The following is a 14,026-nucleotide window of genomic DNA, read 5'->3' as shown; positions in this document are numbered from 1 at the left end:
CGGGGGCGTTCCAGCCCCAGACATTCAGGCTTTTTTTGCTCGCTGGCATTGATGATAGTCAAAGGCCCGCGCGGCGCATGGCCTGGCACGGGCTTCGTCCGCTTAATTCATCAGTCACTGACGCTAGGTTCACCATGGCTCAATACGTCTTCACCATGCATCGGCTGGGAAAAGTAGTTCCGCCGAAGCGGGAAATCCTGAAAAACATTTCGCTGTCCTTCTTCCCAGGCGCCAAGATCGGCGTGCTCGGCCTCAACGGTTCGGGTAAGTCCACCCTGCTGAAAATCATGGCGGGCGTCGACACCGAGTTCGAAGGCGAAGCCCGTCCGATGCCGGACCTGAACATCGGTTACCTGCCGCAAGAGCCGATCCTGGACCCGACCAAGACCGTGCGCGAAGTGGTCGAAGAAGCCGTCAGCGTGATCAAGGACGCCCAGGCCCGCCTCGATGAGGTGTACGCCGCCTACGCCGAACCGGATGCCGACTTCGACAAGCTGGCTGCCGAACAGGCCAAGCTCGAAGCGATCCTGCAGGCGGGCGATGGCCACAACCTGGAGCGCCAACTGGAAGTCGCCGCCGATGCGCTGCGCCTGCCAGCCTGGGACGCAAAGGTCGAGCACCTGTCCGGTGGTGAGAAGCGTCGTGTGGCCCTGTGCCGCCTGCTGCTGTCGGCCCCTGACATGCTGCTGCTCGACGAACCGACCAACCACCTGGACGCCGATTCCGTCGCCTGGCTGGAGCACTTTCTGCACGATTTCCCGGGTACCGTGGTTGCGATCACGCACGACCGTTACTTCCTGGACAACGTCGCCGGCTGGATCCTGGAGCTCGACCGCGGCGCCGGTATCCCTTACGAGGGCAACTACTCCGGTTGGCTGGAAGCCAAGTCCGACCGTCTGGCCGCCGAATCCAAGCAGCAATCGGCCCACGAAAAAGCCATGAAGGAAGAACTGGAGTGGGTGCGCAAAGGCGCCAAGGCCCGCCAGTCCAAATCCAAGGCCCGTCTGCAACGCTTTGAAGAAATGCAGTCGCAGGAATTCCAGAAGCGCAGCGAAACCAACGAGATCTACATCCCGGCCGGTCCGCGCCTGGGTGACAAGGTCATCGAGTTCAAGAACGTGACCAAAGGCTATGGCGACCGCGTGCTGATCGACAACCTGTCGTTCGCCATGCCAAAAGGCGCGATCGTCGGCGTTATCGGCGGTAACGGTGCGGGTAAATCCACCCTGTTCCGCATGCTGATGGGCAAGGAAACCCCGGACTCCGGCAGCATCGAGATCGGTGACACCGTGCAACTGGCCTGTGTGGACCAGAGCCGCGACGACCTCGACGGCAGCAAGACTGTGTTCCAGCAGATCTCTGACGGTTCCGACCAGATCCGTATCGGCAACTATGAAATCCCGTCGCGCACCTACGTCGGCCGTTTCAACTTCAAGGGCGGCGACCAGCAGAAGTTCGTCAAGGACCTGTCCGGTGGTGAGCGCGGTCGCTTGCACCTGGCCCTGACCCTGAAAGAGGGCGGCAACGTGTTGCTGCTCGACGAACCGTCCAACGACCTCGACGTTGAAACCCTGCGTTCCCTGGAAGAAGCCCTGCTGGACTTCCCGGGCGCCGCCATTGTGATCTCTCACGATCGGTGGTTCCTTGACCGCGTCGCGACCCACATCCTGGCGTACGAAGATGACTCCCAGGCGGTGTTCTTCGAAGGCAACTACACCGAGTACGAAGCCGACCGTAAGAAGCGCTTGGGTGAGGCCGCTGCCCAGCCGCACCGTGTGCGTCACAAAAAGCTGGCCTGATGCTGCAATAGCCGCAACAGCCTGTTGAAAAAATACCCCTCACGCAGGGGTATTTTTTTGCCCGCGTTATGCCGGAAGCGTCGTGGGCGCCAGCGTTGGGCGGCTGCGCAGCAATTCTTCGACCACCCCCATAAACGCCTCGACCAACAATGAGCGTGACGGTGAGCGCGTGAGTATCAGCAGGTGTACCCAGGCTTCGGGGTCTGCCAAGGGGCGGTAGACCACGCCTTCCCTGGCCAGGGTGCGGGTGCACTGGGGCACGAGCGAGACACCTTGGCCTGCCGCCACCAGGGCGATGATCGAGGTGATCTGGCGCCCAGCAGGGCCCGGGCGCAGCGCCAGGCCACGGCGTTGATACAGGTGCTCGATGGAGCCGTTGAGGCCCGAACCGTAATCGCTGGGGAACAGAATCAACGGGTACTCACTGAGCTGGGCGAGGGTGACTTCGCTCTGCTCCGCCAGCGGGTTGTCGCTGCAAAGAGCCGCCACCAGCGGTTCTTGCCCCAACGACAAAGCCTCGACGCCGGTTTGCCCAGCCTCCGGCAGCAGGCGGCTCATGCCGACGTCGATGCGCCCGTCCAGCACGTGCGTGTGCAGGCTGCCGGAAGCGCTCTCCACCAGGGTCAGTTGCACATCGGGAAAACGCTGGGCGAAGGCTTGCAGGGTTTGGCTGAAGAGTTCCGACAACGCGATCGAGCTGGCATAGCCTACGACCAGTTGGCCAGTCGAGCCGGCAGCCAGCTTGGCGGCGATGTCTTGTGCAAGCCTGGCGTGCTCCAGCGCTGCGCGGGCATACGGCAAAAAGTGCTGGCCTTGGGCGGTCAGTGTGACCGTGCGACTGGTGCGGTCGAACAGGCGAAAGCCAAGCTCGGTTTCCAGGGCCGAAATCTGCCGCGTCAGGGGCGGCTGGGCAAGGTGCAGGCGCTGGGCTGCGCGGCCGAAGTGCAGCTCTTCGGCGACCGTCAGGAAGTACCGTAACTTGCGTAGATCAAGCATTCTGTTTCCTGGGTATTGATCGGTCCGAATTCGGTATTGGTGTTCCCTGCGCTGGGTATTCTATAAACATCCTCGACTATAAGACGAGAGGCCACATGAACCCGCGCATGCATCACGCCCGCTTCGCCGTGTTCCTGTGTGGCTGTGCGGCGTTTCTGAATCTTTATGCGACACAGAGCATCCTGCCTGCGTTTGCCGAAAGCTTCCAGGTGAGTGCCCGACAGGCAGGGTGGAGCATCACGGTGACCACGTTGGCCGTGGCGTTGACCGCGCCGTTTGTCGGGCGCCTGACCGGCCGTTTCGAGCAGCGCACGGTGATTGCCGTGGCCGCATTGCTGCTGGCGCTACCGACGCTGCTGACGGCCTATGTGGACAGTTTTGCCGAGCTGCTGGTGTGGCGTTTTGTCGAAGGGATGTTAATCCCAGTGGTGTTCGCCACCAGCGTGGCCTACATCGGTGATCGCTGGCGTGCGGCCACGGTCACCGAGATCACCAGTTTGTACGTCGCGGGGACGGTGCTCGGTGGGTTTGCCGGGCGCTTTGTCTCGGGTGTCATGACCCAATATGTGGGCTGGCGCGAAGCCTTCGAACTGTTGGCGGTGATCAGCCTGCTGGTCGGCCTGCTGATTGTGTGGCTGTTGCCGGCCAATCCGGTGGCGCGGCCCGGCGTTGCGGCCGTGGGCATGCACGGGGTGCGCCGGCTCCTGCGCAAACCCTTGCTGGCGGCCTATGGCGTCGGTTTCTGCGTGCTGTTCTCCCAAGTCGCAACCTTTACCTATGCCGGGCTGTATCTCAGCCAGGCCCCGTTCAACCTGGGCGCTGCAGCCTTGGGCACTTTGTATGCGGTGTTCCTGCTGGCGCTGGTGGTCATTCCTGTTGCGGGGCGCTTGAGCAAATCGCGACCACAATCGCAGTTACTGACCGGCGCTGTGGCGCTCGGCATCTGTGGCTCGGCGCTGACATTGTTGCCGTCCCTGTGGCTGATCGTGCTGGGGCTGGCCCTGAGCTCCACCGGCGTATTCCTGGCACAGGCATCCGCCAATGCGTATATCGCCACCACGGCGGGCCCGGACAAGTCCGGCGCCGTGGGGCTGTACCTGACCGGTTATTACCTGGGCGGCAGCGCCGGCGCCGTGGCCCCGGCCATGCTCTGGAATCAATGGGGCTGGCCGGGCTGCGTCGCGTTGGTCGCAGGTTTTCAGCTGTTGTCGCTGGCGATTGCCCTGCTGGGCTGGAAACCGGTAAAGCCCCAGGCCCTGATCGCCGGACAGCGCGGCAAACCAGCCTGATTTTTCATCCAATAAAGGACTATGAGAGGTGAACATGACTAACACCGTGATCAAGCGCAGCCAGTTGTTAAAGCTCATCGAACCGGTATTGAACGACATGCCGGCCGGCGCCTTGCGCCACGCGCTGTTCGAAGCCTTCTGGGCTCAGGAAGACGCGCTGGTGGATATCGAAGACGCTTTTGCGCGACTTACCTCGCGTCGGCATTCGCCGGCGGTACTGCGCAAGTTCTTCGCCAGTTGGTCCAAGACCAATAATTCGGCAGCCAGTGTGTCCGGCCTGGCCAACCGCATTACCTTGCTGGCGCGCTCCGATGAAGGCTCCGCCGCCGCGGCGCAGTTGTACCGCGCCTGCGGCAGCCTGCAACGCATCACCGATGAAGATCTGGGCGCGTTGGGCAACACCCTGCACGCAGACCTGTTCTACACCATGGCCACCGCGCTGTGCGGTGATGACCAGTGGATATTGAAGGACAATTGCCTGCCCTCGGCACAGGCGTTCAAGGACTGGACCGACACCCGCCGCCTGCGTGATCGCGACCTGCTGCAGGGGTTGCTGACCACGTTGATCCACGAGGTGTACACCCATGGCGAAGTGGAATTCATCCACCCGTTGTACTCGCAGTGGTTCGTGCGGGACATGGGCGTGCCGCCGGAGAAATCCCGTGCGACGGTGGCCTGGGTCACGGTGCACACCGGCGGTACTGAGAGCAACCATTTCGCCCATGCGGTGGCGGCGGTGAATGAGTTCACCACTGCCATGCAGATTGAAGTGGACCCCGCCACGGCACGCGACATTTTCGCCCAATACCTGCAGCGTAAAGCCAGTGTGATGAGCGACTGTGCGCAGTTGCTGGGTTAACCCGGCGTTTTGCCTGAGAGCCTCTGACCCAGATGAACACCCTGAAGCAGACCGCAACGCCATCGTTGTCGCCGCCTGACCCGGTCAGCGTGCGTCGCCGCGCTCTGGTGGCCGGCTGCGGCGCGCATGCCGTGCACGACGGGCTGACCGATGTGATTTATGTGCTGTTGCCGATCTGGCAAGCGCAGTTCGGCCTCAGCTACGCCCAGATCGGCCTGTTGCGCGGTGCCTATGCGGGCATGATGGCCGGTTTTCAGTTACTGGCCAGCCGGGCTGCCGCGCGCTGGGGGCGTGAACGCTTGCTGGTAGGTGGCACGGCGTTGGCGGGCCTGGCCTACCTGCTGGCCGGCCAGGCCGGTGGGCTGGGCGTGTTGCTGTTGGCGCTGCTGCTGGGCGGGCTCGGCGCGAGTACGCAGCACCCGCTGGCCTCGTCGTTGATCACCGATGCGCACGAGGCCGGCGGAGGCGTCAAACAAGCGCTGTCGCAGTACAACTTCAGCGGCGATATCGGCAAGACCCTGATCCCGGGGTTGATCGGGCTGTTGCTGGCGGTCATCAGTTGGCGCGCCAGTGTCACCCTGCTGGGTGTACTCGGGCTGCTGGCGGCAGGCCTGTTGTGGTGGCTGATCCCGGCACGCGCCGAGGCTTCGGCAGCGCCGGTGAAAGCCGCCCGTACGAGCGTCGGCGCCGGCTCTGCGAGCGGGCTGCGTGCGCTGATCGTGACCGGCACGCTGGACAGCGCCGTGCGCATGGGTTTCCTCACGTTCCTGCCGTTTTTGCTCAAGGCCAAGGGCGCCGGGCCTGCGGGCATCGGCCTGGCGCTGACGATGCTGTTCGTCGGGGGCGCCTTCGGCAAATTGTTGTGCGGTTACCTCGGTGCGCGCATCGGCATGATGAAAACGGTATGGGCCACGGAGTTCACCACGGCCGTGTTGATCGTCATGGCGGTGTACTTGCCCTACGCCGGCTTGATGGTGATGTTGCCGCTGCTGGGGCTGGCGCTGAACGGCACGTCGTCGGTGCTGTACGGCGCAGTCCCGGACCTGGCAGGGCCGGGCAGGCGCGACCAGGCGTTCGCCGTGTTCTACACCGGCACCATCGGTGGCGGCGCCTTGGCGCCGGTGCTGTTCGGCAGCCTTGGGGACGCCACCGGTGTGCCCATGGCCGTCCTGTTGCTGGCCGCCACCCTGTTGCTGACCTTGCCGCTGTCCTGGCGGGTTCAGCAAGGGCTGGAGGCCCAAGCCCGGTAGGGCGAACGAACGTTCCAACGTGTTCTGGCAGGTATAACAATGAATAACAGTGAACCGTCTGCCGTGTCATTGCCGTTGTCCCAGCGTGCGCAACGTCTTAGCGCACCCGGCACATCCAGCATGCGCAGTAAAGCCAATGCCTTGAAAGAAGCCGGCGTCAACGTGGTCAACTTTGCCGCGGGCGAATTGTCCTTCGATGCCTGCCCGGTGATGAAAGCCGCCGCGGCCGATGCGCTCGCCACTGCCCGCAACCGCTACACGCCGCCCATCGGCCTGCCCCAGCTTCGCCACGCGCTGGCGCAGCAGGTCACTCAGCGCTGCGGGGTGAATTACGCCGCCGATGAAATAGCGGTGACCGCCGGTGCCAAGCAGGCGCTGTATAACGCCGCAATGGTGCTGCTCAATCCGGGGGATGAAGTCATCGTCGCGGTGCCGTACTGGGAAACCTTCCCCACCCAGATCCAACTGGCCGGTGGCGTTCCCGTCTATGTCGACACGGCTGCGGATGACTATCGCCTCACCTGCGCAGCGGTCCAGAAGGCCCTGACCCCGCGCACCCGGATGATTGTGATCAACACCCCGAACAATCCGACGGGCACGGTTTATCAGCGCGAAGAACTGCTGGGGATTGCCCGGCTCGCCTTCGCACACAGGCTTTGGGTGGTGTTCGACGAGTGTTACCGCAAACTGGTGCGCGCGCCCCATGAACATCACAACATCGTGTCGCTGTTTGCGCCGCTCAAACATCAGACGGTACTGGTCGATTCGTTTTCCAAGAGCCACGCGGTCACCGGCTGGCGGGTAGGGTATGCGTGCGCGCCCGCCCCAGTCATCGCCGCCATGCACAACCTGCAAGGGCATACGACGTCCAACCCCAGCAGCCTGTCCCAATATGCCGCGCTCGGCAGCCTGATGGCGGACGCGCCGCACTTTACCCGCCAGGTCAATGCCTTCCTCGACCAGCAATTGCTCGTGGCCTGCACCTGCCTGGGGCATGTCGACGGCATTCGGTGCGCCCCGCCGGAAGGGGCGTTCTATCTGTTTATCGATGTGTCCCGCAAGTTGGGGGGCCGCTACCTGGGCACCGTTATTCGTGACGTCGACCACTTGGCCGATCTGTTATTGACCGAGGCCCATATCGCGGTAGTGCCCGGCTCTGGCTGTGGCGACGAAAACAGCATCCGCATCTCCTACGCCGTTGAGCGTGAAGCGCTGATTGAGGGCCTCACACGCTTTAGTCGTTTCATGTCAGAAATCGTTGCGCATTAACCCCACCTTAAAAGGATATGAGCCGTGGAAAATCTGAGCCGCCAATTGATCGGGTACGTGAACCAGGCGCTGGTGGATGTCGAGGACGGACATCTGGTCCAGGCCCTGCTCAGCGGTTTCAACAGTCAAACCGCCGCGCTGGACACGTACTGCGAGACCTATGTCGACATGACCTCCAGTAATTGGAGCGAGTCGTCACTGTGTACGTTCTTCTGTGGCTGGCGTAGCCCGGACGGCGCCGCCCATGCCGTCTCGAGCGTCATCGTGCGCATCCTCCAGGAGTCGGCATCGTTGACGGATGACGCCCGGTTGAAAATGCTCGAAGCGGCGGCCCATTGTGGGGAGATCATTGTCGAGGACATCGGGCTGGGTGAAATGCATGGGCATCCGCACCATTCCAAGCTGTATTACCGCATGGCTTCGGCCATCTGCGGCTCCGATGATTGGCGCCTGCAAGACAAATTCCTCAACCCGATTACCAAAGAGTTCTCCGGTTGGGTGGGGGAAAAACGCCCATTGGCGCCGCAACTCATCGAAGCGCTGGAAATGATGGCCATGACGGAGTTGTTCAATACCGGCGAATACAACCTGATGACCCCGCTATGGAAGCAGTGGTTGCGCGATGTACGGGGCTATAGCGCCGGTGAGGCCAGCCGCGTCGCAAGTTTTCTCAGCGTGCATTGCGGCAGCGTGGAAGCACGCCACTTCAAACATGCCGCTGAGGCGTTGCGGCTGTATGCCAGCGCCACCGGGCAGGCCGTGGATTACGCGCGTATCGCGCGGCTTTCCAGGGAGTACGTGGCCAGGGCCTGCGAACATCTGCAAAAGATGGCGTCGGTGCTCAAGTGCGAACAGCCCGCCTGGGATTGAGGCTGTCCGATAACCCTTGTTGTGCCGCTGATAAGGAGCCTGAACCCTATGATGGATACCGAAGCGCGCCGACGCCCTCTGTCGGCGCTATTGGATAGCAACCGTTGCCTGCGAGTACTCGAAGCCCATAGCCCGATATCGGCGTTGCTCGCGCAGCGCGCCAGGCTGGAAATCAGCCCAGGGCATACGGTGGGGTACGACGCCATCTGGTCGAGTTCGCTGACCGACTCGACCCAGCGCGGGTTACCCGACATCGAAATTCTTTCGCCCAGTAACCGATTGCCGGGGATTCGCGAAATCTTCGATGTGTGCTCGCTGCCGCTGATATTCGACGCCGATACCGGCGGTAAGGCCGAACATTTCGCGATTCATATCAAGATGCTGGAGCGCGCAGGCGTCTCGGCGGTGGTGATCGAAGACAAATGCGGCCTGAAGAAGAATTCACTCTTGGGCATCGAGGTCGACCAGGCGCAGGAGTCCATCGAGGCCTTTTGCGCCAAGCTCCAGGCCGGGTGCACGAGTCGCACCGGCTCAGGGCTGATGATGATTGCCCGGTGTGAAAGCTTGATTCTGGATCGCGGCATGGAAGAGGCGATGGCGCGGTGCCTGGCGTATGTCGATGCGGGGGCGGATGGCATCATGATCCACAGCCGCAAGCAGGATGGCCTGGAAATTCTGGAATTCGCCCGGCAGTTTCGCCTGCAGCGGCCCAGGGTACCGCTGATTTGTGTGCCGACCAGCTATGTTCACCTGAAGTTCGAGGTGCTGGAGCGAGCAGGTTTCAACGCGGTGATTTATGCCAATCACATGTTGCGCAGTGCCTACCTGGCCATGCGCGATACCGCCGTCGGCATACTCGCCAATGGCAGGACGCTGGAACTGGAGCCACGTTGCCTGGGCATCGACGAGATACTCGACCTGGTGCCCGGTACGCGCTAGAGACATGCGCGGGTCTGTGGGCAAATGCTGTGCGGGCTTGCTCGCGAAAGCGGTGGGTCAGTCGCTGCATCTGTAACTGCACCGCCGCTATCGCAGGCAAGCCAGCTCCCACATGACCGGTGTACTCGATCCAATGTGGGAGCTGGCTTGCCTGCGATAACGGCCTACCTGTTGGTGCAAAACTCAGAGTGAAATCCCCATTTAAGGGCAAAAAAAGGCAGTTATTTATACTTATTGCACCATTTAATTTCACAAAAGCGACATTTTGCCCTGTCGCGGTGCGAAACGAATTGATAAAGTCCGGCTCAATCTCCGTTTAACAACAATCAATTTGCCGAGACTGTTCATGACCGAATCCGTCGATTCCTTCCTTGCCCGCCTCAAGAAACGCGACCCGGACCAACCGGAATTCCACCAGGCTGTAGAAGAAGTCCTACGCAGCCTGTGGCCCTTTCTTGAAGCCAATCCGCACTATCTGACCTCGGGCATCCTAGAGCGCATCTGCGAGCCGGAACGCGCGATCACGTTCCGGGTGTCGTGGGTGGATGACCACGGCAAGGTCCAGGTCAATCGCGGTTTCCGTATCCAGATGAACAGCGCCATTGGGCCCTACAAAGGTGGCTTGCGCTTCCACCCTTCGGTCAACCTGGGTGTGCTGAAGTTCCTCGCCTTCGAACAGACCTTCAAGAACTCCCTGACCTCGCTGCCCATGGGCGGCGGCAAAGGCGGCTCGGACTTCGACCCCAAGGGCAAGAGCGACGCCGAAGTGATGCGCTTCTGCCAGGCGTTCATGAGCGAGCTGTACCGCCACATCGGTGCGGACGTGGACGTACCGGCCGGCGATATCGGCGTGGGCGCACGGGAAATCGGCTTCCTGTTCGGCCAGTACAAACGCCTGAGCAATCAATTCACCTCAGTGCTGACCGGCAAGGGCATGACCTATGGCGGTAGCCTGATCCGCCCTGAAGCCACCGGTTTCGGCTGTGTGTATTTCGCCGAGGAAATGCTCAAGCGCCAAGGTCAGCGGGTTGAAGGCAAGCGTGTGGCCGTGTCCGGCTCCGGTAACGTGGCGCAATACGCGGCGCGCAAGGTCATGGACCTGGGCGGCAAGGTAATTTCCCTGTCGGACTCCGAAGGCACCCTGTACGCCGAAAGCGGCTTGACCGAAGAACAATGGTCGGCGCTGTTGGAGCTGAAAAACGTACAGCGCGGGCGTATCAGTGAACTGGCCACACGTTTCGGCCTGGAGTTCCGCAAAGGCCAGGCGCCGTGGGAACTGGCCTGCGATATCGCACTACCTTGCGCCACCCAGAACGAACTCGACGCCGAAGCAGCGCGTACCTTGCTGCGCAACGGTTGCCTCTGCGTGGCCGAAGGCGCGAACATGCCGACCACGTTGGAGGCTGTGGATATCTTTATCGACGCGGGCATTCTGTTTGCACCGGGCAAGGCGTCCAATGCCGGTGGTGTGGCGGTGAGCGGTCTGGAAATGTCGCAAAACGCCATGCGCCTGCTGTGGACCGCCGGGGAGGTGGACAGCAAGCTGCACAACATCATGCAGTCGATCCACCATGCCTGCGTGCATTACGGTGAAGAAAACGGCCGTATCAACTACGTCAAGGGCGCGAACATCGCGGGCTTCGTGAAAGTGGCTGACGCGATGCTGGCCCAAGGCATCGTTTAAATCTCGGGTTCGACGCGTAACACTTCGATCAACTGATCGCCGACGGGGCGCTGCCACAGCACCTCGTCGCCCACCTGGGCGCCCAACAAAGCACGGCCCAGGGGCGAGCCCCAGTTGATCAAGCCGGCGTTGGCATCGGCCTGGTCTTCACCGACCAACTGGATGCGCTGCTGTTCGTCCTGCTCGTTGGCGAACGTGACCCAACTGCCGATCTGCACCTTGTCGGTGGACGTGGCCGGCGCGACCACCTGGGCGCTCTGCACTCGTTGGTTGAAGTAGCGCAGGTCCCGCTCAAGATCCGCCTGGCGCTGTTTATCGGCCTGCTCACCCTTGGCGGCTTCGTCGCTGTGCTCCCCTTGCAACTGCGCCACCTTGGCCTGCAATTGCGCCAACCCTTGCGCGGTCAGGCGGTTAGGTTGCGCGCTGACCTGACGCTCCACCGGCTGATCAGCCTGGGCCGCCGCGTTATCTTCATTTACAAAAGCTCGGCTCATGGCGTTCTCCTTCCTATGGAAGTTGGGCCACGTTCGCGGGCTGATCGTTCCCACGCTCCGCGTGGGAATGCATCCTGTGACGCTCCGCGTCACGACCTCGCGAGCGGACGCGTAGCGTCCAGGGCGGCATTCCCACGCGGAGCGTGGGAACGATCAGCGTGAGCGATAGGCTTTGGCGGCGTCACGATCTTTTTCCTGCTGCCAATCGTGTTCGCGGTCGTCCCTGCGGTTTTCCTCGTAATCGCGCAGTTCCTGGCTCTCGCGCATGGCCTTGCACTGACGAAACCCATCTTCCCAGCCTTCGGCGTATGGCCGGTCTTTGAGGTAGCGTGGCACATTCTTGCGAAACGCCCCGGTAATCACCCCAGCGGCCTGGCGACCGCTGCTGCAACCGTCATCAAAACCATCGGCGAAGGCGGGTGGATAACCTTTGGCCAGCAATTCCTGATGGGTTGACTGGCAACCCGACAACCCCACCACCGCGCACAGCATGACCGCATACCGCCACATGGCGTACTCCCTGGCCGTTTTACGGCTGATAAGGGAAGTCTAGAAGAGGATTTGTTGGGGCGGTGTGAAAGGCAGGTCAGAAAGTTGTGGGCCGAGTATAAAACCTGTGGGAGCTGGCTTGCCTGCGATGGCGGTGCGTCAGTCACTTGAACCTTGGCTGATATACCGTATATCGCGAGCAAGCCCGCACTCATTAATCAGTAGTGGTACCACTTCACCTCAAGCATCACTTCATTTACCGGTGTGGACAGGTGGCTGTACTCACGCTGGGCACTCAGGCGCAGGCCCAGGTTGCGCGACAGTTCCCACTGCTGGTTGAGGCTGATGCTGCGCCGCACTTCGCCGTTGGTGAAGAAATCGCCCTTGGCTTCCAGGCTCAGGTTGCCCAACGGGTTTTTCCACAGCACGCCGGTGTTGAAGCCAGCGGCCGGGGAGATGGCTTCGCTGAAGTCGTTGTTGTGCTCCACGCGCACGGTGCCGAGGGCGAAGCCGAGCATGTCGTCGGAGAGTTGCCAGGTGCCGCCCGCGCCGCCGTTGACGTGGGCGACCAGGGTTTCGTCGTCGTGTTTGCCCGGCACCCGCTCCAGGCCGCCGGTAACTTGCCACGACCAAGGTTGCAGCAGCGCATTGCGTGGCGTCAGCGAGCGGATGGTGGCCAGGTCCAGTTGCTGGAGCTGCCAGTGATTGCCCTCGTACTGGCGCAATTTCATTTGCAGGATTTCGATCTGCGCGCCCAAGGGGAAGCCTTCGGCGTTGTCGTTGAGGTCGTGGTAGGCCATGCGCAGGCCGTATTCACCGAAGGCTTTGTCGCCACGGGTGCCGATGCCGGCTTGCCAGGTGCGCGATTCGTGGCCGTTTTCCGGCAGGCCAGGCGGGGTGATTTTCAGGTCTGGTGCCGGGTTCTGGTTGATCGCGCGCAGCAGTTCGAAGCTGCGCTGGGAGCGTGTCGCGTCGCGCTCCAGGCCATTGGCGCGGTAGCGGCCCAGGCGGTAAGCAGCATCCACGATCAGTGCCTGGCGCTCGCGGGGCAGTGCTTTGAATGCCGGTTCCTGCAGTTGCTTTTGGTCGTCGCTGATTTTCAGCACCCACTGTTGCTCATCGCTATCGAGTGGCTTGGCGCGTTCCAGCAGTTCACGTTCACGGGAGGGGCGATAGTCGATCTTTTCCACCAGCCCTGCGTCTTTTACCGCTTTGACCGTGTCGGTAGGGATCGCGGTGAGTGGGAATTGCTCAGTCAAACGCAGGCCAGGGCGGGCCACTTGCAGCAGTTCGAGCAGGCGGTAGGAGCAGTTTTCGTCGAAGAAGAAGTAATCGAACTGGATCTGCTTGAGCTCCCACACGTGCTCGACCATACGCTTGGTCTCGACCTCGGTGAGGTTCAGGCGGTATTCCCACAAATCGCGGTTTTCGAGGCTGCGGTATTCCGAGAGTTTCTCCTGATAGGGCACCAGGGCGAACAGGCCCGGATAACCGCCCATCAAGCCCTTCCAGGCATAGAGGATGCTGTTGTCGGAGCCTTCGATATAGGCGCCGAAGTTGATCGCATAGCTGAGCAGCGCGGTGTTGTTGCTTTGCACGTCGGCCTGGTCGATGCGCAGCAGGGTGTGGCCGAACATCGACGACGGGCTGTTGAGGTAGGCCGCCGGGAAGATCATCACTGCGCTATGGGGCGCGACGTCCTTGAACCATTGGGTGAACTCTTTGCACTCCAGGGCGGGCAGGTCGTTCAGTTGCAACTGCGCCTTGAGCCAGCGGGTGCGTGCGGGGTAGACGCATTGGGCGTGCTTTTCACCCAGGCTGGCCGGTGCATACAGCGCATCAACGGTGGCCTTGAGTTCGGCGTCCGGATGGTGTGCGCCATCGGGAGCGATGAAGAATTTCTTGTCGCTGACATAGCTGCGCCAGCCACTGACTTTGCCGGCTTCGTAGTGCCCCAGCGACAGCCAGAACGGATCATTGGCCAGTTGCTGCAAACGTTGATCGTCGAGGTGCGGTGCCGCATGCAGCGGGGCGCAGGCGAAGAGAGCCAGGCAAGCGAGGCGTTTGAGCATGGAGGCTACTTAAGTC

Annotated in this window: 12 protein-coding genes; 8 read left to right on the top strand and 4 right to left on the bottom strand. The window is 61.8% G+C overall.

Annotated elements, in window-relative coordinates:
• Positions 1-134: 134 nt before the first annotated feature.
• On the top strand, positions 135-1,799 hold the full coding sequence (gene ettA, locus MHH62_RS20335) for an energy-dependent translational throttle protein EttA (RefSeq protein WP_014720011.1): 1,665 nt from the start codon (positions 135-137) through the stop codon (positions 1,797-1,799).
• A 66-nt stretch (positions 1,800-1,865) separates the two neighbouring features.
• Here the strand turns inward: ettA and MHH62_RS20330 are convergent, their stop codons facing one another.
• On the bottom strand, positions 1,866-2,795 hold the full coding sequence (locus MHH62_RS20330; RefSeq protein WP_019818018.1) for a LysR family transcriptional regulator: 930 nt from the start codon (positions 2,793-2,795) through the stop codon (positions 1,866-1,868).
• 95 nt (positions 2,796-2,890) lie between these two features.
• On the opposite strand from MHH62_RS20330, the gene MHH62_RS20325 reads away from it, so the two are divergent.
• From MHH62_RS20325 to gdhA, 7 genes are all read left to right on the top strand, one after another.
• Positions 2,891-4,084 carry an MFS transporter gene (locus tag MHH62_RS20325; RefSeq protein ID WP_020301756.1) on the top strand — a complete coding sequence of 398 codons (1,194 nt, stop codon included), beginning with the start codon at positions 2,891-2,893 and terminating at the stop codon, positions 4,082-4,084.
• A 34-nt stretch (positions 4,085-4,118) separates the two neighbouring features.
• The gene (locus MHH62_RS20320; protein ID WP_019818016.1) at positions 4,119-4,943 is read left to right on the top strand and encodes a hypothetical protein; all 825 of its coding nucleotides are present in this window, start codon (positions 4,119-4,121) and stop codon (positions 4,941-4,943) included.
• Between the two features lie 32 nt (positions 4,944-4,975).
• Entirely contained in the window at positions 4,976-6,193 is a 1,218-nt protein-coding gene (locus MHH62_RS20315; protein ID WP_339231751.1) for an MFS transporter, read from the top strand.
• Between the two features lie 39 nt (positions 6,194-6,232).
• Positions 6,233-7,462 (top strand): pyridoxal phosphate-dependent aminotransferase, encoded by a 1,230-nt coding sequence (locus tag MHH62_RS20310; protein WP_032904172.1) that lies wholly within the window; start codon positions 6,233-6,235, stop codon positions 7,460-7,462.
• A gap of 24 nt (positions 7,463-7,486) precedes the next feature.
• Complete coding sequence (locus MHH62_RS20305; protein WP_014720005.1) at positions 7,487-8,332, top strand: hypothetical protein; 846 nt, start codon at positions 7,487-7,489, stop codon at positions 8,330-8,332.
• A gap of 48 nt (positions 8,333-8,380) precedes the next feature.
• Complete coding sequence (gene aepX / locus MHH62_RS20300; RefSeq protein ID WP_103451264.1) at positions 8,381-9,271, top strand: phosphoenolpyruvate mutase; 891 nt, start codon at positions 8,381-8,383, stop codon at positions 9,269-9,271.
• A gap of 346 nt (positions 9,272-9,617) precedes the next feature.
• Positions 9,618-10,955 (top strand): NADP-specific glutamate dehydrogenase, encoded by a 1,338-nt coding sequence (gene gdhA, locus MHH62_RS20295; RefSeq protein WP_032904174.1) that lies wholly within the window; start codon positions 9,618-9,620, stop codon positions 10,953-10,955.
• On the opposite strand, the gene MHH62_RS20290 is transcribed toward gdhA, so the two are convergent.
• The 3 genes from MHH62_RS20290 to MHH62_RS20280 all read right to left on the bottom strand — a co-directional run bounded on the left by MHH62_RS20290 (position 10,952) and on the right by MHH62_RS20280 (position 14,010).
• The gene (locus MHH62_RS20290) at positions 10,952-11,449 is read right to left on the bottom strand and encodes a GreA/GreB family elongation factor (protein WP_014720002.1); all 498 of its coding nucleotides are present in this window, start codon (positions 11,447-11,449) and stop codon (positions 10,952-10,954) included. The two genes, gdhA and MHH62_RS20290, sit on opposite strands and share 4 nt — an antisense overlap.
• 153 nt (positions 11,450-11,602) lie before the next feature.
• Positions 11,603-11,959: a hypothetical protein gene (locus MHH62_RS20285; protein WP_047711822.1), complete on the bottom strand. Its 357-nt coding sequence runs from the start codon at positions 11,957-11,959 to the stop codon at positions 11,603-11,605.
• A gap of 197 nt (positions 11,960-12,156) precedes the next feature.
• Positions 12,157-14,010: a DUF4105 domain-containing protein gene (locus MHH62_RS20280; RefSeq protein ID WP_054896143.1), complete on the bottom strand. Its 1,854-nt coding sequence runs from the start codon at positions 14,008-14,010 to the stop codon at positions 12,157-12,159.
• Positions 14,011-14,026 lie beyond the last annotated feature (16 nt).

It is taken from the genome of Pseudomonas sp. FSL L8-0168 (genome assembly GCF_037976155.1).
GTDB lineage: Bacteria > Pseudomonadota > Gammaproteobacteria > Pseudomonadales > Pseudomonadaceae > Aquipseudomonas > Aquipseudomonas paracarnis.
The sequence above is the reverse complement of the archived record's forward strand: the minus strand, read 5'-3'. Positions and strand labels throughout refer to the sequence as shown.

What these genes read in the sequence shown, in the direction of transcription:
- ettA (WP_014720011.1), top strand. Translation starts at nt 135, where the DNA reads ATGGCTCAATACGTCTTCACCATGCATCGGCTGGGAAAAGTAGTTCCG.
- MHH62_RS20330 (WP_019818018.1), bottom strand. Translation starts at nt 2,795, where the DNA reads ATGCTTGATCTACGCAAGTTACGGTACTTCCTGACGGTCGCCGAAGAG.
- MHH62_RS20325 (WP_020301756.1), top strand. Translation starts at nt 2,891, where the DNA reads ATGAACCCGCGCATGCATCACGCCCGCTTCGCCGTGTTCCTGTGTGGC.
- MHH62_RS20320 (WP_019818016.1), top strand. Translation starts at nt 4,119, where the DNA reads ATGACTAACACCGTGATCAAGCGCAGCCAGTTGTTAAAGCTCATCGAA.
- MHH62_RS20315 (WP_339231751.1), top strand. Translation starts at nt 4,976, where the DNA reads ATGAACACCCTGAAGCAGACCGCAACGCCATCGTTGTCGCCGCCTGAC.
- MHH62_RS20310 (WP_032904172.1), top strand. Translation starts at nt 6,233, where the DNA reads ATGAATAACAGTGAACCGTCTGCCGTGTCATTGCCGTTGTCCCAGCGT.
- aepX (WP_103451264.1), top strand. Translation starts at nt 8,381, where the DNA reads ATGATGGATACCGAAGCGCGCCGACGCCCTCTGTCGGCGCTATTGGAT.
- gdhA (WP_032904174.1), top strand. Translation starts at nt 9,618, where the DNA reads ATGACCGAATCCGTCGATTCCTTCCTTGCCCGCCTCAAGAAACGCGAC.
- MHH62_RS20290 (WP_014720002.1), bottom strand. Translation starts at nt 11,449, where the DNA reads ATGAGCCGAGCTTTTGTAAATGAAGATAACGCGGCGGCCCAGGCTGAT.
- MHH62_RS20285 (WP_047711822.1), bottom strand. Translation starts at nt 11,959, where the DNA reads ATGTGGCGGTATGCGGTCATGCTGTGCGCGGTGGTGGGGTTGTCGGGT.
- MHH62_RS20280 (WP_054896143.1), bottom strand. Translation starts at nt 14,010, where the DNA reads ATGCTCAAACGCCTCGCTTGCCTGGCTCTCTTCGCCTGCGCCCCGCTG.